The organism is Microbacterium sp. SA156 (assembly GCF_049065455.1).
GTDB classification, from domain to species: Bacteria; Actinomycetota; Actinomycetes; order Actinomycetales; family Microbacteriaceae; genus Microbacterium; species Microbacterium barkeri.
Map to the genome: position 1 here is coordinate 152628 of NZ_JBAKGU010000005.1, position 18328 is coordinate 170955.

At 73.9% G+C, this 18328-nt stretch carries 17 protein-coding genes; 12 read left to right on the forward strand and 5 right to left on the reverse strand.

Annotated elements, in window-relative coordinates; translation table 11 throughout:
• Window positions 1–47 precede the first annotated feature (47 nt).
• The 11 genes from hemE to ACOWU6_RS06770 all read left to right on the forward strand — a co-directional run bounded on the left by hemE (window position 48) and on the right by ACOWU6_RS06770 (window position 9657).
• Entirely contained in the window at window positions 48–1082 is a 1035-nt protein-coding gene (gene hemE, locus ACOWU6_RS06720) for a uroporphyrinogen decarboxylase (RefSeq protein ID WP_421075181.1), read from the forward strand.
• Window positions 1083–1101: 19 nt separating this feature from the next.
• A complete protein-coding gene (locus ACOWU6_RS06725; protein WP_421075182.1) occupies window positions 1102–2589 on the forward strand; it encodes a protoporphyrinogen/coproporphyrinogen oxidase in 1488 nt (495 codons plus the stop codon).
• Between the two features lie 112 nt (window positions 2590–2701).
• Entirely contained in the window at window positions 2702–3031 is a 330-nt protein-coding gene (locus ACOWU6_RS06730; protein ID WP_271172932.1) for a hypothetical protein, read from the forward strand.
• Entirely contained in the window at window positions 3031–3447 is a 417-nt protein-coding gene (locus tag ACOWU6_RS06735; protein WP_271172931.1) for a phage holin family protein, read from the forward strand. Before ACOWU6_RS06730 ends, ACOWU6_RS06735 begins: the two co-directional genes overlap by 1 nt.
• The gene (locus ACOWU6_RS06740; RefSeq protein WP_271172930.1) at window positions 3437–3724 is read left to right on the forward strand and encodes a hypothetical protein; all 288 of its coding nucleotides are present in this window, start codon (window positions 3437–3439) and stop codon (window positions 3722–3724) included. The genes ACOWU6_RS06735 and ACOWU6_RS06740 overlap by 11 nt, the downstream gene beginning before the upstream one ends.
• 80 nt (window positions 3725–3804) lie before the next feature.
• Window positions 3805–4482 (forward strand): hydrogen peroxide-dependent heme synthase, encoded by a 678-nt coding sequence (hemQ, locus tag ACOWU6_RS06745; RefSeq protein ID WP_271172929.1) that lies wholly within the window; start codon window positions 3805–3807, stop codon window positions 4480–4482.
• Complete coding sequence (hemC, locus tag ACOWU6_RS06750; RefSeq protein ID WP_421075183.1) at window positions 4479–5471, forward strand: hydroxymethylbilane synthase; 993 nt, start codon at window positions 4479–4481, stop codon at window positions 5469–5471. Before hemQ ends, hemC begins: the two co-directional genes overlap by 4 nt.
• Before the next feature lie 17 nt (window positions 5472–5488).
• Window positions 5489–6325, forward strand: coding sequence for a uroporphyrinogen-III synthase (locus tag ACOWU6_RS06755; RefSeq protein ID WP_271172927.1), 837 nt, complete (start codon window positions 5489–5491; stop codon window positions 6323–6325).
• On the forward strand, window positions 6322–7296 hold the full coding sequence (gene hemB, locus ACOWU6_RS06760) for a porphobilinogen synthase (protein ID WP_421075184.1): 975 nt from the start codon (window positions 6322–6324) through the stop codon (window positions 7294–7296). Before ACOWU6_RS06755 ends, hemB begins: the two co-directional genes overlap by 4 nt.
• Window positions 7297–7490: 194 nt before the next feature.
• A complete protein-coding gene (gene hemL, locus ACOWU6_RS06765) occupies window positions 7491–8813 on the forward strand; it encodes a glutamate-1-semialdehyde 2,1-aminomutase (protein ID WP_421075185.1) in 1323 nt (440 codons plus the stop codon).
• A 121-nt stretch (window positions 8814–8934) separates the two neighbouring features.
• Window positions 8935–9657: a DUF2786 domain-containing protein gene (locus ACOWU6_RS06770; RefSeq protein WP_421075186.1), complete on the forward strand. Its 723-nt coding sequence runs from the start codon at window positions 8935–8937 to the stop codon at window positions 9655–9657.
• Window positions 9658–9681: 24 nt separating this feature from the next.
• Here the strand turns inward: ACOWU6_RS06770 and cofC are convergent, their stop codons facing one another.
• From cofC to cofG, 4 genes are read right to left on the reverse strand one after another with little or no spacing between them, the layout of a single operon-like run.
• Window positions 9682–10329 carry a 2-phospho-L-lactate guanylyltransferase gene (gene cofC, locus ACOWU6_RS06775; protein WP_421075187.1) on the reverse strand — a complete coding sequence of 216 codons (648 nt, stop codon included), beginning with the start codon at window positions 10327–10329 and terminating at the stop codon, window positions 9682–9684.
• A complete protein-coding gene (gene fgd / locus ACOWU6_RS06780; protein WP_421075188.1) occupies window positions 10326–11339 on the reverse strand; it encodes a glucose-6-phosphate dehydrogenase (coenzyme-F420) in 1014 nt (337 codons plus the stop codon). The genes cofC and fgd overlap by 4 nt, the downstream gene beginning before the upstream one ends.
• On the reverse strand, window positions 11336–12883 hold the full coding sequence (locus ACOWU6_RS06785; protein ID WP_421075189.1) for a flavin-containing monooxygenase: 1548 nt from the start codon (window positions 12881–12883) through the stop codon (window positions 11336–11338). Before ACOWU6_RS06785 ends, fgd begins: the two co-directional genes overlap by 4 nt.
• Window positions 12880–15291, reverse strand: coding sequence for a 7,8-didemethyl-8-hydroxy-5-deazariboflavin synthase CofG (cofG, locus tag ACOWU6_RS06790; protein ID WP_421075190.1), 2412 nt, complete (start codon window positions 15289–15291; stop codon window positions 12880–12882). Before cofG ends, ACOWU6_RS06785 begins: the two co-directional genes overlap by 4 nt.
• A 115-nt stretch (window positions 15292–15406) precedes the next feature.
• Between cofG and ACOWU6_RS06795 the strand changes: the two genes are divergently transcribed.
• On the forward strand, window positions 15407–15856 hold the full coding sequence (locus tag ACOWU6_RS06795; RefSeq protein WP_282978755.1) for a hypothetical protein: 450 nt from the start codon (window positions 15407–15409) through the stop codon (window positions 15854–15856).
• A gap of 16 nt (window positions 15857–15872) precedes the next feature.
• Here ACOWU6_RS06795 and ACOWU6_RS06800 read toward each other — a convergent pair whose 3' ends face one another.
• Entirely contained in the window at window positions 15873–18218 is a 2346-nt protein-coding gene (locus ACOWU6_RS06800) for an ATP-binding cassette domain-containing protein (RefSeq protein ID WP_421075191.1), read from the reverse strand.
• Window positions 18219–18328: the final 110 nt, after the last annotated feature.

Sequence of the window (18328 nt, forward strand, 5' to 3'; positions counted from 1 at the left end):
ACCGGCGCTTTCCGCGACTCCGAAGGCGCGGATGGGAGGATGGGGGCATGCCTTCCCCCGATGCGCCGCTGCTGCGCGCCCTGCGCGGCGAGCGCCCCGATACCGCTCCGATCTGGTTCATGCGACAGGCGGGCCGCTCGCTTCCCGAGTACCGCGAGCTCCGCGTCGGCACGCGCATGCTCGACGCCTGCCTCACGCCCGACCTCGCGGCGGAGATCACGCTGCAGCCCGTGCGGCGGCACGGGGTCGACGCGGGCATCTTCTTCAGCGACATCGTCGTGCCGCTCCGGCTCGCCGGCATCGAGGTCGAGATCGTCCCCGGGCGCGGGCCCGTTTTCGCCAACCCCGTGCGCACGCGCGCCGACGTCGACCGCGTGACGGCCATCGACCCCGCGGAGGTCGCGGCGGCCGCCGAGCCCGTGCGCGCCGCGGTGCGCTCCGTCGTCTCGGAGCTCGACGGCGCCGGCACGCCGCTCATCGGCTTCGCGGGGGCGCCCTTCACGCTCGCGGCCTATCTCGTCGAGGGCGGTCCGTCGAAGGAGCACCTGCGCGCCCGCGCCCTGATGCACGCCGACCCCGGCGCCTGGCACGCGCTCGCCGGATGGCTCGCGCAGGTCTCGCGCGCGTTCCTCCAAGCGCAGATCGAGTCGGGGGCTGCGGCCGTGCAGCTGTTCGACTCGTGGGCGGGCTCGCTCGCGCCATCCGATCTGCGCGCGTTCGTGCTCCCGCACTCGACGGCCGCCGTTCAGGGCCTCGACGTGCCGGTCATCCACTTCGGCGTCGGCACGGGCCCCGTGCTCGCCGACATGCGCCTCGGGGGCATCGCGTCCGCGGTCGGCGTCGACTGGCGCGTGCCGCTCGACGAGGCCGCGCGCACCGTCGGCGGCGAGACGACCCTGCAGGGCAACATCGACCCCGCCCTGCTCGCCGCGCCCTGGGAGGTGCTCGAGGCGCACGTCCGCGACGTGCTTGAACGCGGGCGCGCTGCCCGTGCGCACATCGTCAACCTCGGCCACGGCGTCCCGCCGGAGACCGACCCGACGGTGCTGACGCGCATCGTCGAGCTCGTCCACTCGGTCTGATCGTCGGAGGAGGCACACCGTGACGGAGCAGCTCGACGAGCTCTACGCCCACGCTCATGAGAAGCACGTCGTCGTCGTGGGCGGCGGCGTCGCGGGTCTGATCGCGGCGTGGGAGTGCGCCAAGGTGGGCATGCGCGTGACCGTGCTCGAGGCCGGCGAGCGCCCGGGCGGCGTGCTGCGCTCGGCCGAGGTGGGCGGCGTCGTCCTCGATCTCGGAGCGGAGAGCTTCGCGACCCGCGGCGGCCACGTCCGCGCGCTGATCGACGAGCTCGGGCTGTCGGACGACGTCGTGGCGCCGGGCACGGGCGCAGGGGGCGCGTGGGTCGCCGGCGTGCCCGGCGTGGGGGCGGCACCGCTGCCGAAGGGCGGCGTGCTCGGCATCCCCGCCAACCCCTTCGCGGACGACGTCCGACGGATCCTCGGCTGGGGCGGCGCCTGGCGCGCCTACCTCGACCGGCTGAAGCCCGTGCTCACGATCGGCCACGAGCACAGCCTGGGGCGCCTCGTGCGGTCGCGGCTCGGCGAGAAGGCCCTCGATCGGCTCGTCGCGCCCGTCACGACCGGGGTGTACTCGGCGCATCCCGACGACATCGACCCCGACGTCGCGGCGCCGGGGCTCAACGCGGCGCTCACCCGCACCGGATCGCTCACCGGCGCCGTCGCCGACCTCGCGGGCGCGCGCACGTCCGCTCCGGGAGGCGCCGTGCTCGGTCTGCGCGGCGGGATGGCGCGGCTCGCGGACGCGCTCGTCGAGCGTCTCGAGGTGCTCGGCGCCGAGGTCAGGACCCGCGCCGCCGTCGACGGGCTCGAGCGCGCGGGCGCGACCTGGACCATCCGCCTCGCGGCGCGCGAGGAGCGCGACGAGGACGTGAGCGACGCCGCTGTCGACGACGGGCCGATCGAGGCGGACGTGGTCGTCGTCGCGATCGGCGAGGCGGGCGCACGTCGCCTCCTCGCGCCGCACGTGACCGGCCTGGCCGCCGAGCCGGCACGGCCCGGCCCGGTCGTCGAGATCGTCACACTCGTCCTCGACGCCCCCGAGCTCGACGCGAAGCCGCGGGGGACGGGCGTGCTCACCGTCCCGGGATCGCACCGTGCGAAGGCCCTCACCCACGCGACCGCGAAATGGCAGTGGGTCGCGGAGGCCGCCGGCGCGCACCGTCACGTCGTCCGGGTCTCGTTCGGCACCCAGAACGAGGAGCCGGCGACCGCGGGCCTCGACGACGACGAGGCGGCGGCCCTCGCGCTGGAGGAGGCGAGCGCCCTGCTCGGCGTCGCCCTCGCACCGCATCAGCTGGCGGGTGCCCGGCGCGAGCGCTTCCTCCAGGCGCAGCCGGCCGCGACCGTCGGACTCAAGGCCGCGACCGCGCAGGCGCGCGCGGCCATCCAGACCGCTCCTGGCGTCGGCGCCGTCGGCGCCTGGCTCGCCGGGACGGGACTCGCTCAGGTCGTGCCCGACGCGATCGCGGAGGCGGAGCGCGTGCGACGCCGCGCGCTCTTCTCGTGACCTGACCCGGGTACACCCGCGGGCGCTCTCGCGCAAGGCGGATGCCGAAAGCGGCATACACGGTTACTGTGGGACACCAGGGCAGCACCCGAAACGACGTGAGGAGAACCCGATGCGGGGGAAGCTGGGACTCGTGATCGGCCTCGGAGTGGGCTACGTGCTCGGCACGCGAGCCGGCCGCGAGCGCTACGAGCAGATCAAGGAGAAGGCGCAGGAGGTGTGGGAGCTCCCCATCGTCCAGGCGCAGGCCGAGAAGGCGACGAAGCTCGCCAAGTCGAGCGCGCTCGCGATCCCCCGCGCCGCCTGGAACGGCGCGATCAAGGTCGTCAAGGCGGCCACGACGCCCGGCACCCCGGGGCAGCGTCTCGATGCGGCGCTCGGCGAGGCGGAGGACGCCGCCGACGACGTCAAGCAGGAGGCGCAGCGGAAGGCTGCCGGCTGATGGCGCAGCTTCCGCCGTCGCCGGTGCGGGACCGCGCCGACGACAGTCTCTTCTCGCTGATCGGCGACCTGCCGGAGCTGGTCCGCAACCTCGTCGTCGCCGAGGTCAACGCGGCGAAGAAGTGGGCGATCGCCGCCGCGAAGGACGCGGGCTTCGGCACCGGCTGGATGATCGTCGCGCTGTTCTTCGTGTTCTGGGCGATCCCGGCCTTCCTCGCGTTCGTCATCGCGCTCCTGTCGCTGTGGCTGCCGGTGTGGGCGTCGGCGCTCATCGTGTTCGGCGTCGGCCTCGTGCTCGCCGCGGTGTTCGCGCTGCTCGGCCTGCTCCGGTTCAAGCACCTCGCGAAGAGCGAGAACCCCGCCCGCGCCGTGCAGACGGACGTCGCCATCGTCAAGGAGGTCGCAGATGAGTTCTGACCGTGCACGCGCCGAGGAGCGGCTCGCGAAGACGGTCGTGCCCAGCGGGATCTCCGACCCGGTCGAGCTCGCGCGGGCGGAGCTGAAGGCCGCGCTCGCCGCGATCGAGGTCAAGGGCAACCTGCCGCGTCGCGCGGCCGAGGCGAGCCAGCGCGGCGCTGTGAAGGCACGCGCGTTCGCGCAGCGCAGCCCCGTGGCGGCAGCGGCCGCCGCGGCGGGCGTCGCCGCGGCCGTCGGGCTCGCGATCTGGGGCGTCGCGCGGATCATCGCGCGCTGATCGGTGGCGAGGCCCTCCGCTCCCGTCAAGGGGGAGGGCCTCGTTTTCGCCTTCTCGCGACGCGGGAGCATGATGGAGTCATGTCTGCAGCACCCGAGACGACCGGCGACAACTACAGCCTCTGGGCGGTGTGGCGGCGGAACCCCGACCGCCCCGTGACGGAGCCCGACGCGACCGAGCTCGAGGACATCGTCGCCCTGCTCGAGGGCGAGGGCGTGACGATCCGCGGCTTCTACGACGTCAGCGGCCTGCGCGCCGATGCCGACCTCATGGTCTGGCTGCACGGCGCCGTCGCCGAGGACCTGCAGCGGGCCGTGCGCCGGCTGCGTCGCACCGAGCTGCTCAAGGACCTCCTGCCGACGTGGAACGCGATGGCCGTCCACCGCGACGCGGAGTTCAACAAGCGGCACATCCCGGGCTACCTCCGCGGCATCCCCGCAAAGGGCTGGCTCACGGTGTACCCGTTCGTGCGCAGCCACGAGTGGTACCTGCTGCCCGAGGACGAGCGCCGCACGATGCTCGCCGACCACGGCCGCAAGGGCGCCGCGTTCTCGGGAGTCGTCGCGAACACGATGGCGTCGTTCGCCCTGGGCGACTACGAGTGGATGCTCCCGATGGAGTCGGACGAGCTCAACGAGCTCGTCGACATGATGCGCGAGCTGCGCTACACCGAGGCCCGTCGCCACGTGCGCGAGGAGGTGCCGTTCTTCACGGGTCGACGCATCCCCGCGTCGGCCGTGCCCGAGGTGCTCCAGTGACCACGCCCATCCGTCTCGGCACGCGCCGGAGCGCTCTCGCGACGGCGCAGTCGTCGCAGATCGCCCGCGCTCTCGAGCAGCAGGCGGGGAGGCCCGTCGAGCTCGTGCCGATCGTCTCGGAGGGCGACACGTCGCGCGCGTCGCTGTCGCAGCTCGGCGGGACAGGCGTCTTCGCGACGCGCCTGCGCGAGGCGCTGCTGCGCGACGAGTGCGATCTCCTCGTGCACTCCCTGAAGGACCTCCCGACCGCCGACGCCCCCGGCCTCGTCATCGCGGCGACCCCCGCGCGTGCGGACGCGCGCGACGTCGTGCTCACGCGCGACGGCGTGCGGCTGGGCGACCTCGCCCAAGGTGCGCGGATCGGCACGGGCTCGCCTCGCCGCATCGCCCAGGTCCGGCGTGCGAACGCGGGTGTCGAGCTCCACGACATCCGCGGCAACGTCGACTCCCGCATGCAGCGCGTGCGCGACGGCGAGCTCGACGCGATCGTGCTGGCCGCGGCGGGCCTGTCGCGCCTCGGAGCCGACATCGACCTCGCTCTCGAGCCGCAGGACCTGGGCGGATGGCCGACGGCCGCGGGGCAGGGAGCTCTCGCCGTCGAGACCCGCAGCGACATCGACGAGGAGCTCTTCGCGGCCATCCGCGCCCTCGACGACCCCGCGACCCGCTTCGCCGTGACGGTCGAGCGCGCGATCCTCGCGGGGGTCGAAGCCGGGTGCCATGCGCCCCTCGGGATCCACGCCGTCCTCCGGGGCGAGCAGCTCTCGGTCACCGCGGTCGCGTACGGCCGCGAGCCGGGCGAGGAGATCGCCGTCGAGCACGCCGAGGCCGTGGCGCAGGAGTATATTCGTCCTGAGGGCGGAAGCGACGGTGCGGACTCCGCCCGGCGCGTCGTCCCCCGACGAGCGAGCGAGATCGGCACCGCTGTCGCCGGTCGGCTTCTCGACCGAGGGGCGTCCGACCTCGTCTCCCCCTCGACCACACCATGACGAAGCCAGTGGAACACATGACCGGAAAGCCTCTCGCCGGATGGCGGGTGCTCGTGCCTCGCGGCGGCCCGTGGGGCGATGGCGTCGCGGCGCGTCTGCGTGCCGACGGCGCGACGCCGGTCATCGCGCCGCTCATCAACTTCGCCCCGACGGAGGACAAGGCCGCTCTCGAGCAGGCGCTGCGCGACCTCGCCGACGGCATGTTCGACTGGCTCACCGTGACGAGCGCGACGACCGTCGACGTCCTCTACTCCTACGGCGCGACCATCCCCGAGAGCACGAAGGTCGCGGCGGTCGGCGAGACGACCGCGACCGCGCTGCAGGCCGTCGGGTACGGCGTGGACCTCGTGCCCGACACCGACAACTCCGCAGCCGGACTCGCAAGGCAGCTCCTCGCCCGGGAGTCGGAGCCCCGCCGCATCCTGACCCTGCGCAGCGAGATCGCCAAGCCCGTTCTCACCGACGCCCTCATCGCCGCTGGGCACGACGTGCACAGCGTCGTCGCGTACCGCACGGTGGGCGTGCCCGCCCCGGAGCGCGCGCACCGCGACGTGCTCAACGGCCGCATCAACGCCATCCTCGTGACGAGCGGCTCGGTCGCCGAGCAGGTGCGCGAGCAGTTCCCCGACATCCCCGACCAGACGATCATCGCCGCGATCGGCCCCCGCACCGCGCGCGACGCCGACGCCGTCGGGCTGCCGATCCACCTCGTCGCACCGCGGCAGACCATCGAGTCGCTCATCGACTCCCTCGCGAAGATCCCGGTGCCCGAGCCGACTGAGGAGGCCAGGGCCATCCCGCCCACGACGCCGACCGACGTCGTCCGGATTCCCGGGATGAAGGCGCGCCGATGACCTTCCCCGTGCACCGGCCGCGGCGCCTCCGCCAGTCGCCGGCCGTCCGCCGGCTCATGCGCGAGACGCACCTCGCGCCATCCCAGCTCGTGCTGCCCGCCTTCGTGCGGGAGGGCATCGCCGAGCCCGTCGAGATCTCGTCGATGCCCGGCGTGCGCCAGCACACGCTCGACTCCCTCCGCCGTGCCGCCGTCGAGGCGGCAGAGGTCGGCGTCGGCGGCATCATGCTCTTCGGCGTGCCGGCCGTGCGCGACGCGGTGGGCTCGGGAGCCGACGATCCCGAGGGCATCCTCAACGTCGCCGTGTCGGCGCTCGCATCGGAGGTCGGCGACGCCCTCGTCGTGCAGGCCGACCTGTGCCTCGACGAGTTCACCGACCACGGACACTGCGGCGTGCTGACGCCCGACGGCGGTGTCGACAACGACACGACGCTCGAGCGATACGCCGCGATGGCCCTCGCTCAGGCGCGCGCGGGTGCGACGCTGCTCGGGCTCTCGGGCATGATGGATGGCCAGGTCGCGGCCGTCCGCGAGGCGCTCGAGTCCGACGGCTTCGTCGACACGATCGTGATGGCGTACTCGGCGAAGTACGCGGGCGCGTTCTACGGGCCGTTCCGCGAGGCGGTCGACTCGCAGCTGAAGGGCGACCGGCGCACCTACCAGATGGACCCCGGCAACGCGCGCGAGGGAGTTCGCGAGGCGGTGACCGACGTCGAGGAGGGCGCCGACATCGTCATGGTGAAGCCCGCGCTGCCGTACCTCGACGTGCTCGCCGACGTGCGTGCGGCCGTCGACGTGCCCGTCTGGGCGTACCAGGTGTCGGGCGAGTACGCGATGATCGAGGCCGCGAGCGCGAACGGCTGGATCGACCGCCGCGGCGCGATCGAGGAGTCGCTCCTCGGCATCCGCCGCGCCGGCGCCGACGCCATCCTCACGTACTGGGCCGTCGAAGCCGCGCGCTGGCTCCGCTGATCTGGTAGGCGCGGCGTCGTCCGGGCGCGGCGGGTTCGCCGCGTTTCGGGGCGGACGGGCGTGGGTTCGCCGTGTTTCGGGGAAGCACGTCGTGAGCGCTGCCGCGAATCGCGTCCATTCGGCCCGGAGTCGCCGCGTTTCGCGGCGGACGTCCTCGCACGCTTCGCCCATCCGCGGCGCGGGAGAATGGACGCATGACCGATCGCAACGACGTCCTGTTCGAGCACGCCCGCGAAGTGATCCCGGGCGGCGTGAACTCGCCCGTGCGGGCGTACGGCTCGGTCGGCGGGACGCCCCGGTTCCTCGCGTCGGCGCGCGGCGCTTACGTGACGGATGCCGCTGGCCGCGAGTACGTCGACCTGGTCGCCTCGTGGGGCCCGGCTCTGCTCGGTCATGCGCATCCCGAGGTCGTCGCCGCGGTGCAGGAGGCGGCGGCGCGCGGTCTGTCGTTCGGCGCTCCGACCGAGGGCGAGGTCGAGCTGGCCGATCTCATCGTCGACCGGGTGCAGGCCGGCCGCCTCCGGCCGGTCGAGCAGGTGCGCCTCGTCTCGACGGGCACCGAGGCGACCATGACCGCCATCCGCCTCGCGCGCGGCGTCACCGGCCGCGACCTCGTGCTCAAGTTCGACGGCAACTACCACGGGCACTCCGACGGGCTCCTCGCGGCGGCGGGCTCCGGCGTCGCGACGCTCGCTCTCCCCGGCACGGCGGGGGTGCCCGCGCCGATCGCGGCGCAGACGCTCGTCGCCCCGTACGGCGACCTCGACGCGGTGCGCGAGATCTTCGCGGTCCGCGGTGACGAGATCGCCGCGATCATCGTGGAGGCCGCGCCCGCCAACATGGGGGTCGTGCGGCCGGCGCCCGGATACAACGCGGCGCTCGCGCAGATCGCGCACGACGCGGGAGCGCTGCTCATCCTCGACGAGGTGCTCACGGGCTTCCGCGTGCACCCGGCGGGGCATTGGGGCCTCCAGGTCGAGGCGGGCGAGGCCTTCGAACCCGACATCATCACGTTCGGCAAGGTCGTGGGCGGCGGCATGCCTCTCGCGGCGCTCGGCGGCAAGCGCGCCGTCATGGACCAGCTCGCTCCCGTCGGCCCCGTCTACCAGGCCGGCACGCTCTCGGGGAACCCGCTGTCCGTCGCCGCCGGCATCGCGACGCTGCGTCTGGCCACTCCCGAGGTCTACGCGGCCGTCGACGCCGCCGCGGCCACGGTCGCCGACGCGCTGGCCGCCGCGCTCTCGGCGGAGGGCGTCGTCCACGCGATCCCGCGCGCCGGCAACCTCTTCGGGCTCGCGTTCCTGCCCGAGGCACCGGCCGACTACGCGACCGCCAAGACGCAGGAGGCGTTCCGCTACACGCCGTTCTTCCACGCGATGCTGGAGGCGGGCGTCGCGCTGCCCCCGAGCGTGTTCGAGGCGTGGTTCCTCACGGCGGCGCACGACGACGAGGCGCTCGCTCGCATCGTCGACGCGCTGCCCGCAGCCGCGCGGGCTGCCGCGGCCGCGACCGCCTGAGCCGCGACGCCCTCTGCACAGGCGGCTCCCGCCGGCGCGCCCTCCCCAGGCGAACCGCGTGCGAGCCGCCGACGGGGGTGGTCCCTCCGAGGATGTGACGCATCCGACCGAGGAGGAGACCATGACCGACGCCAAGCTCGACCTCATCGCGAAGCTGCTCGCGAAGGCCGAGAGCACGACACCCGAGGAAGCCGAGGCGCTCACCGAGCACGCCGAGCGCCTCATGGTGAAGTACGGGATCGGGCAGGCGCTGCTCGATGAGAGACGTGCTCGACTCGGCGAGACGCAGGACCCTGTCGTCGAGGAGCAGATGCTCTTCACGGGCGCCTACGCGCGCGACCTCCGAGAGCTCGGCGGCGGGGTCGCGCGCGCCCTCGGCACGATCCGGCCGCTCATCGCCGACTCCGCTCGCGGATCGGTGCTGTATCTCGTCGGGTTCGCGTCCGATGTGCAGCAGGCGCGCGTTCTCATCGCGAGCCTGCGCGTCCAGGCGCTCGTCGCGATGCGCGCATGGTGGCTCATCGAGCGAGCGTCGTATCACTGGTGCACGGAGAGCGACCGCCGTCGCGCGCGCAGCGGGTTCGTGCGCGGATTCGGCGCGGGCGCCGCGGCGCGCATCGCCGAGAACCGCCGCGCGATCATCGAGGAAGCGGGGAGCGGAACCGCCCTCGTCCTCGCGTCACGTCGAAGCCGGGTCGATGCCTACGTCGACGCGCTCTCCCCGAGGAGAGGGCGCCGGCGCCAGGGGGCCGACGCGGGCGCGTTCGCGTCGGGGCACCGCTCCGGTCGCCAGGCGAACACGGGCGAGGCCGCGATCGGCGCGAGAAGGGGCCTCCCGCGATGAGGCACCGCGGCGGTGCGACGCTGTTCAGCCCAGCAGCGTCGCGGTCCGCGAGCCGAGGCCGAGTGCGGCGGCGGCGCGCAGCTGCTCGACGGTGTCGACGTCACGGCGCAGCGTCGATTCCTGCGCCACCCCGAGGTCGACGTGCCCCGCCGCCCGGTGCGCCGCGGCCGAGTCCGCTCCGAAGGCCGGCACGAGTGCGGTGCCCGCGCGCGCCGTGATGAGGGTGGATCCCGTGCCCTCGGCGTCCGCGACGAGCCCGAGCCGCGCCGCGCCGGCGAGCGCGAGCGCGGCATCGAGGTCCGCCGGTCGGAGCGCGGGCAGGTCGCCCAGGAGCACCGTCCGCGGGAGGACGCGATCGATCGTCGCGAGCCCGCGGCGGATGGCGGCGTTCAGCCCCGCGGGCTCGGACTCGCGGACGACGCGGATGGGGGCGGATGGCCGTGCGCGCGCGGGCGTGCTGTCTGCGAGGCCCTCCGGCCATCCGGAGGCCGCCGTGACGACGACGACCTCGGCGACCCGCGAGGCGCGCGCGACCGCGTCGACCGTGTCACGCGCGATCGCGTCGGCGAGCGCCGCGCGATCGACGCCGGGCGCCTCCAGCCGCGACTTCCCCCGTGCGGGCGGCTTCACGGGGATGACGACGTGCCAGGCGAAGCCCGCGTCGCCGTTCACGCTCCGTACTCGGCGCGGAGCCGAGGCAGCACCTCTTCGCCGTAGAGGCGCAGGAAGGTCTCCTGGTCGTGACCGGGGTCGTGGAAGACGAGGTGCCGGAAGCCCAGGTCGATCCAGGCGCGGATCGCCGCGAGGTGCTCGTCGACGTCGTCCGACACGATGAAGCGCGAGGCGGCGCGCTCGGTGGGCAGCTGCTCGGCGAGGCGCTGCATCTCGAGCGGGTCGTCCACGCCCATCTTCTCCTCGGGGCTCAGGGCGAGCGGGGCCCAGAAGCGCGTGTTCTCGAGCGCCTGGGCGCGGTCGTGGCGGAAGGAGACCTTGACCTCGAGAAGCGTGTCGACGTCGGACCGGTCGCGGCCCGCCTTGGCGAGCCCCTCGTCGAATGCCGGCAGGAGCTTCTCACGGTACAGCTCGGGAGCCTTGCCGCTCGTCGTGATGTAGCCGTCGGCGATCCGACCGGCGAGCCGCGTCGCCGCGGGGCCCGAGGCGCCGATGTAGATGGGCACGAGCTCGTCCGGGCGGTCGTAGATCGTGGCGTTGCGCACCGAGTAGTACGTGCCGTCGAAGGTCACGCGATCGTCGGTCCACAGCCGGCGGATGAGCGTGATCGCCTCCTTCATGCGCTGGAACCGCTCGGGCGACTCGGGCCAGTCGAGTCCGAGGGTGACCTCGTTGAGCGCCTCGCCCGTGCCGACGCCGAGGATCATCCGCCCGGGGTGCATGGCGCCGAGGGTGCCGAACGCCTGGGCCACGACGCCCGGGTGGTAGCGGAAGGTCGGCGTGAGCACCGACGTGCCGAGCAGCACGCGCGAGGTGCGCTCGGCCGCGGCGCCGAGCCACGGCAGCGCGGCGGGCGCGTGCCCTCCCTCGTGCATCCACGGCTGAAGGTGGTCGCTGAGGAAGACCGAGTCGAACCCGACCTCCTCGGCGAGGATCGCGTAGTCGAGCAGCTCGCGCGGCCCGAACTGCTCGGATGAGGCCTTGTAGCCGAACCGGAAGGGGATGGTCATGGCAGGGCTCCTTCGGAGGTGAGGACGGCGGATGGCTCGAGCAGGTCGCGGGAGACGCGCGCGAGACGCTCGCGGAAGGCGGCGACGGTCCCCGGCCACAGGAGCGTGAGCCGACCGCTGCGGGAGTCGACGTACCAGCTCTCGCAGCCGCCCGAAACCCACGGGGTCCCGGTCGAGCGCTCGACGATCTCCCGCGTGTAGGCGGCCTCGTCCTGCGCGCTCACGCGCACGTCGAGACCTCGGGCGATGAGAGCCGCGGCGAAGGCGGCCTGCTCCTCGAGGATGAGCACGGCCGAGTTGTGGCCGAGCGCCGCGTTCGGCCCGCCGAGGATGAAGAGGTTCGGGAAGCCGTGCACGACGGTCGAGCCGACCGAGCGCATGCCGTCGGACCAGTGCGCGTCGAGCGATCGACCGTGCTCTCCGGTCACGAGGGGCGCGTAGGGCTGGCGGGTGGAGGCGAAGCCCGTGGCGAGGACGACCGCGTCGGCCGCGTGCCGCGTGCCGTCGGCCGCGACGAGCGCGCCGTTCTCCACGGCGGCCAGGGCAGATGGCACGAGACGCACGGCATCCGAGGCGACGGCCGGGTAGAACGCGTCGCTCAGGAGCACGCGCTTGCAGCCGAACGCGTAGTCCGGGGTGAGAGCGGCGCGCAGGGCCGGGTCCGCCACCTGCGAGGCGAGGTGGGCGCGCGCGACGGCCTCGGCTTCGGCGGCGGCCGCGCGGTCGCCGGAGCGCGACGCGAAGCGCGCCTCGCCCTCGCGGAGCAGCTCGTCGCGCAGGTGCGCGGCGGCCGACGGCTCGCGCAGCGCGGCGCGCTCCTCGGGGGCGTACACCCGGTCGCCCTTGGGGACGATCCACGCGGGCGTGCGCTGGAAGAGCACGACCTCGGCGCCCGCATCGACGAGGGCGGGCACGAGCTGCACCGCGCTCGCCCCCGTGCCGACGACCGCGATCCGGCGCCCCGCGACGTCCTGGGTGTGATCCCACCGTGCGGAGTGGAAGAGCGGGCCGGGGAAGGTCTCGAGCCCCACGACGTCGGGGATCCGCGGCTCGGTGAGCCGCCCGCACGCGAGGACGAGATGTCGCGCCCGGATCTCCTCGGGACACGACGCAGGATCCTCTTCGCCCGCCGCGCCGGGAATCCGGTTCCCGCGCGCGGAGCCGCTCGGAGGTCCTGCGATGTGTCCCGGGCCGGTGCGCACGGCCCACTCGTCGCCGTCCCACCGTGCGTCGATCAGCGCGGTGCCGAAGCGGATCCGCGCGTCGATCCCCTCATCGCGCGCGATCCGCTCGAGGTACTCCCGGATCTCCGCGCCGGGAGCGAACATACGCGTCCAGTCGGGTGACGGATGGCTCGCGAGCCCGTACAGGTGAGAGGGCACGTCGCACGCGACGCCGGGGTAGGTGTTGTCGCGCCACGTGCCGCCGACCCCGTCGGCGCGCTCGATGATCGCGAAGTCGTCGACGCCCTGCGCCCGGAGTGCGAGCGCGGCCGCGAGGCCTGCGAAGCCGGCGCCGACGATGAGCGTGCCGACGCGGATCATCCGCCGCTCCGCTGGACGTCTCCGTAGGTCGTCGTCCGCTGGCGGAACGGCCGGAACAGCCGCTTCGCGATGCCGCGCGCCGTGTCGAGCGGCAGCTCGAGGCCGGCCTCGACCCCCGCGCGAGGCGCGACGCGTCCGTCGAGCAGCGTTCCGCCGAGGTCGTCGCCGCCCGCGCGCAGGAGGTCGGCCGACAGCTCGAGGCCGTGACGCGTCCACGGGATCTGCACGTGCGCGATGGCGCCCGAAAGCATGAGGCGAGAAACGGCGACCATGGCACGGTGCTCATCACGCGGGCTGCGGCCGTCGACGAGCGGCCGGCCCCAGCCCGGCATCGGGATCGGCACGAACTCGGAGAACCCTCCGGTCTCGCGCTGGATGGCCAGGAGCCTGCGGAGGTGGGCGATGCGCTCCGCGGCCGTCTCGACGTGCCCGTAGAACAGGACGGATGTCGAGCGGAAGCCCGCGCGGTGGGCGGACGTGATGGTCTCGATCCAGCGGTCGATCTCGAGGTCGCCGGGCGCGACCTTGGCGCGCACGCGCTCGCTCAGGATCTTGACGCCCGTTCCCGGCACCGTGTCGACTCCCGCCTCGCGCAGCGCTGCGAGAGCGCCGTCGACCCCGAGCCCCGCGCGGTCGGCGAGGTCGGCGACATCCTGCGGGCGGAAGGCGTGGAGATGGATGGCCGGGGCCGCGCGCTTCACGGCGCGAGCGATCTCGAGATATGCCTCGGGCTCCTCGGTCGGCGCGAGGAGGCCCTGCACGCAGATCTCCGTGAGACCGAGGTCGACCGCGTCGCGCGCGGCGTCCTCGAGGAGCGGGAGGTCGAACTCGTCGTCCGCCCGGCCGCCTCGTGCGCGGAAGCCGGTCGAGGCGATGTTGCGGTTCGCGACGATGCTCACGGTCTCGCCGACGGTGTACCGGCGGACGTCGTCGGCCGTCTGCACGAGGGCCTCGAGCTCGTCGCCGGTCGCGGTGAGGAGGCGCTCCCACTCCGCGTCGTCGAGCGCTCCGGGGTCCTGCGCGGCACGCTCGATGACGGCGGCGATGAGGCCGCCGGGCGACCACAGTGCAGGAGTCTCGACCGCGCCCACGTCGGGGGAGCGGTCTCCCGGCTCCTGCGGGCCCGGAACTCCTGCATCGTGTCCCGCCCGGGGCGAGCGCGCCTCGGGGCGCACGATGCCGCCATCCGCCGCGCGCCGCGCGAGCCCGGTCTCGTCGGCGAGGGCGCGCGTCGCACCGCGGATGGCCGTGTCGACCCACGCGTCCGCGTGCACGTACTCGGGGTGGGCCGTGAGGCGCTCGCGCAGCGTGAAGCCGAGCTCGGCTGTGCGCGCCGCGAGGTCGTCGAGGTGCGGCCACGGGCGCTCGGGGTTCACGTGGTCGGCGGTGAGCGGCGAGACGCCGCCCCAGTCGTCGGCGCCCGCGCGGAGGAGAAGCGCGAACTCCTGCGGGTCGGACAGGTTCGGCGGCACCTGCACGCGCATGCGCGGCCCCAGGACGAGCCGCGTCACAGCGACGGCCATCGCATGCTCGTGGAGGGCGGCGTCGGGCGCGTCCTGCATCGCGGTCCGCGGCTTCGCGCGGAAGTTCTGGACGATGACCTCCTGCACGTGCCCGTGGCGCTCGTGCACGTCGCGGAGGGCGATCATCGACTCCGCGCGGTCGCGGAGCGTCTCGCCGATCCCGACGAGGATGCCCGAGGTGAAGGGGATGCGGGCGCGGCCGGCGTTCTCGAGCAGCTCGAGCCGGACGAGGGGGTCCTTGTCGGGCGAACCGTGGTGCACGCGCCCCGGCTCTGTAAAGAGCGTCCGCGAGGTCGTCTCGAGCATGACGCCCATCGAGGGGGCGAACGGGCGCAGCGCCGCGAGCTCGTCGGGGCTCATCACGCCCGGGTTCAGGTGGGGGAGGAGACCCGTCTCGTCGACGATCAGCTCGGCCATCGCGCCGACGTACTCGAGAGTCGACGCGTAGCCGTGCTCGTCGAGCCAGGCGCGCGCCTCGGGCCACCGGTCCTCCGGGCGATCGCCGAGCGTGAGCAGCGCCTCCTTGCAGCCGAGCGCCTGCCCCTGTCGGGCGACGGCGAGCACCTGCTCGGGCGACATGTAGGCGGGCTTCGCCTTCTTGAGCAGCTGGCCGGGGGTGTCGACGAACACGCAGTAGTGGCAGCGGTCGCGGCACAGCGTCGTGAGGGGGATGAACACCTTGCGCGAGTACGTCACGACACCGGGTCGGCCCGCGAGGGCGAGCCCCTCGTCGCGCGTGCGCGCGGCGAGATCGAGCACGCGCTCGGCATCGGGGCCCGTCGCCTCGAGGAGCGCGAGCGCGTCGTCGGCGTCGAGGCGCTCCCCGCGCTCGGCCTTTCGCAGAGCGGCGGCGAGAGCCGGAGCGTTCGCGCTGAGCAGGGTCACCGATCCAGTCTCGCACCGTGCGCGGCGACGGGCGCCGCCGCGGACAGCGCGGCCGCGGCGAAGCTGTGCGAACTCACCAGCCTCTCGGGAGGAGTCCGCTGGCAGGATGGATGCCATGGTCACCCTGCTCCTCGATCACGCGCAGCTCGAGATCTCGCTGTCGGCCACCGAGCGCGCCCTCGCGTTCCGCCGCACGAGCATCCGCGTCGAGCGCTCGTCGATCGTCAAGGTGCAGCTCACGGACGACCCGTGGACCTGGCTGCGCGGCGTGCGCGCCCGCGGCACGTTCCTGCCCGGCTTCACGGCGCTCGGCACGTGGCGGACGGAGACCGGAGACGACTTCGTCGCGGTGCGCGGCCGCCGTCTGCCCGGCGTCGTGATCGATCTGGATGGCGAGGGCGAGTTCGAGCGTCTCGTCATCTCGACACGTCACGGCCTCGCGCTCACGCGCGCGCTGCGCCTCAACCTCGACGAGGCGGCCGAGGCCGTCGAGCTCGGCGCCGAGCCCGCGAAGGAGCCGCAGCGCACACCGCGCCCCGCTCCGCGCCCCGCTCCCGCGATCTGAGCCGGCGGCGCCGGAGTCAGTCGGCGTCGTCCTCGGTGGGCTGCTCGGTGCCCTCGTAGGTCACCGGGTCGACGCCCGCTCCGCGCAGGATGTCGTCGAACGAGAACCCTTCCTCGTTCTCACCCTCGACGACGGCCGCGTCCTCCTCCTCGGTGGACTCCTCGGCGCCGATCATCGGCACGGCCACGGTCTCCGTCGAGAGGTGGTCGATGGTCGGGATGGCGATGGTCGGCTCGCCCGGCTCGTGCTCATCGGCGTCGTGGCCCAGGAACGCGGCCGCGCCGCCGACCGGCTCGTCGCCGCCGGCCAGGAGGTTCGCCAGACGCGCCGACCCCGGCAGGCCGCCCGCGAACGGAGCCGCCTCGGCGTCCTCGGCGTCCTCGCCACCGTCGAACTCGACGACCGCATCGGGCTCCTCGAGCACGTCAGGGCTGTCGGCGTCGTCGCGAGGAGCATCCTCGTCGCCCTCGTGCCGATCGTGGGGAGCCTCCGACGGGTCGGAATCGGCCGCGAAGGCGTCGGCCGGGGCGTCGGCGTCGTCGGCCTCTGGCGTCCAGTCCTCGTGGCTCTCGGCGACGTGCTCGGGAGCCGCGGGAGCCTCGTCGTCCCACGCGTGCGCGGCGCCGGGGTCGCCGTCCATGGCCGGAGCCTGGAGGAAGGCGTCGGCCTCGGCGACCTCGCGCTCGAAGTCGGCGTCGGTGGTCGGCGCAGGAGCGGCGGGGATGTGCCACGTGGGCACCGGCGCCGGCGCGTCGGCGACGAACGGCGCGTCCTCGAGCGGCGCGTCCTCGGGGGCGGTGTGCTCGGGCGCTTCCGCTGCCGCGTCGTCGCCCTCGGCGTCGTCCTCCTCGCCTGCGGCCTCGTACTCCGCCGGCGCGTAGTCGTCGGTCTCGTCGGAGGCCGTCTCGTCGGAGGCCGTCTCGTCGGAGGCCGTCTCGTCGGAGGCCGTCTCGTCGGAGATCGTCTCGTCGGCGTCCGTCTCGCCCTCTGCGTCCGCAGCGCCCTGGGGTGCGGCGTCTTCCGCGTCCGCCTCGGCGTCTTCCGCGTTCTCACCGGCGTCGGCGTCGGCGGGCTGCTCGTCGGTCGTGTCCGTCACGATGGCGGCCACGCCGACTCCGGCAGCGGCGCCCGCGGCAGCCGTCACGCCGACCTCGGCGGGGGAGAGACCCGCATCCTCGGAGTTCGGCTCCGCGTCCTCGCGGCGGTCGGCCTCGGCGTCCACCGTCGTCGCGTCCGCCTCACCAGAGACATCCGCAGCCGCGCCATCCGAGACATCCGCAGGCGCCGCGTCCGCGTCGCTCGAGACATCCGTACCCGCGACATCCGCGCCATCCGAGACATCCGCAGCTGCGACATCCGCGTCACCCGAGACATCCGTACTCGCGGCATCCGCGTCATCCGAGACGTCCGCGACCGCGCCGTCCGCCGAACCCGCCGTCGGCGGCAGCGCCGCGGTCATCGGCGGCACGTACTCGCCGCTCACGAGCTGGATGAAGACGTCCTCGAGGCTGGGGCTGCGCTGCTGCAGCGTGGTGAGCGCGACACCGGCCTGCGCGGCGAGCGCGCCGATCTCCGCGGCCGAGGCGCCCTGCACGTTGATGCCCGAGCGCAGCAGCTCGACCTCGTAGCCCGCGTCGCGCAGGGCGCGCGAGAGCGCGGCGCGGTCGAGCGAGTCGACCGCGACCGTCTGCGACGACGCGTCCTCGAGGTCCTCGATGGCGCCCGCGAAGACGAGCGAGCCGTTCGAGATGACGAGGAGCCGATCCGCGACCTGCTGGATCTCGCTGAGCAGGTGCGACGACACGAGCACCGTGCGGCCCTCGTCGGCGAGGCGGCGCATGAGGAGGCGCATCCACCGGATGCCCTCGGGATCGAGTCCGTTCGCGGGCTCGTCGAGGACGAGCACGCCGGGGTCGCCGATCATCGCCTCCGCGACCGCGAGTCGCTGCGTCATGCCGAGGGAGTAGCCCGAGATGCGCATGTCGGCGACCTCGGAGAGGCCCACGAGCGCGAGCACCTCGGCCACGCGCGACGAGGGCACCCCGGCCTGACGTGCGACCGTGCTCAGGTGCTTGACCGCCGTGCGGCGCGCCCGGAACGTCGGCGACTCCGACACCCAGCCCACGACGCGGCGCGGGCTGGAGAGCTGCGCGAACGTCTTACCGCCGATCGTCGCGGTGCCCGCGTTGGCGCGCAGCTGCCCGAGGAGGATCCGCAGCGTCGTCGTCTTGCCCGCCCCGTTGGGGCCGAGGAACGCGGTCACGAAGCCGGGGTCCACGCGGGCGGTGAAGTCCGAGACAGCGGCGATCCCGTCGAAGGTCTTCGTGACGCCCGTGAACTCGAGCACCTTGCCGTCGGTCATGGTGACCCCTTCATCTGCATGCATGTTCCCCCTATCTTGTCGGAATCCCGCTGAGAACCGTGGCACATCGGCGCAAACCCCTGCGTGGGCACCCCGCGGCCGGGGCCGGG

What these genes read in the sequence shown, in the direction of transcription:
- hemE (WP_421075181.1), top strand. Translation starts at nt 48, where the DNA reads ATGCCTTCCCCCGATGCGCCGCTGCTGCGCGCCCTGCGCGGCGAGCGC.
- ACOWU6_RS06730 (WP_271172932.1), top strand. Translation starts at nt 2,702, where the DNA reads ATGCGGGGGAAGCTGGGACTCGTGATCGGCCTCGGAGTGGGCTACGTG.
- ACOWU6_RS06735 (WP_271172931.1), top strand. Translation starts at nt 3,031, where the DNA reads ATGGCGCAGCTTCCGCCGTCGCCGGTGCGGGACCGCGCCGACGACAGT.
- ACOWU6_RS06740 (WP_271172930.1), top strand. Translation starts at nt 3,437, where the DNA reads ATGAGTTCTGACCGTGCACGCGCCGAGGAGCGGCTCGCGAAGACGGTC.
- hemQ (WP_271172929.1), top strand. Translation starts at nt 3,805, where the DNA reads ATGTCTGCAGCACCCGAGACGACCGGCGACAACTACAGCCTCTGGGCG.
- ACOWU6_RS06755 (WP_271172927.1), top strand. Translation starts at nt 5,489, where the DNA reads ATGACCGGAAAGCCTCTCGCCGGATGGCGGGTGCTCGTGCCTCGCGGC.
- hemB (WP_421075184.1), top strand. Translation starts at nt 6,322, where the DNA reads ATGACCTTCCCCGTGCACCGGCCGCGGCGCCTCCGCCAGTCGCCGGCC.
- hemL (WP_421075185.1), top strand. Translation starts at nt 7,491, where the DNA reads ATGACCGATCGCAACGACGTCCTGTTCGAGCACGCCCGCGAAGTGATC.
- ACOWU6_RS06770 (WP_421075186.1), top strand. Translation starts at nt 8,935, where the DNA reads ATGACCGACGCCAAGCTCGACCTCATCGCGAAGCTGCTCGCGAAGGCC.
- fgd (WP_421075188.1), bottom strand. Translation starts at nt 11,339, where the DNA reads ATGACCATCCCCTTCCGGTTCGGCTACAAGGCCTCATCCGAGCAGTTC.
- ACOWU6_RS06785 (WP_421075189.1), bottom strand. Translation starts at nt 12,883, where the DNA reads ATGATCCGCGTCGGCACGCTCATCGTCGGCGCCGGCTTCGCAGGCCTC.
- ACOWU6_RS06795 (WP_282978755.1), top strand. Translation starts at nt 15,407, where the DNA reads ATGGTCACCCTGCTCCTCGATCACGCGCAGCTCGAGATCTCGCTGTCG.
- ACOWU6_RS06800 (WP_421075191.1), bottom strand. Translation starts at nt 18,218, where the DNA reads ATGACCGACGGCAAGGTGCTCGAGTTCACGGGCGTCACGAAGACCTTC.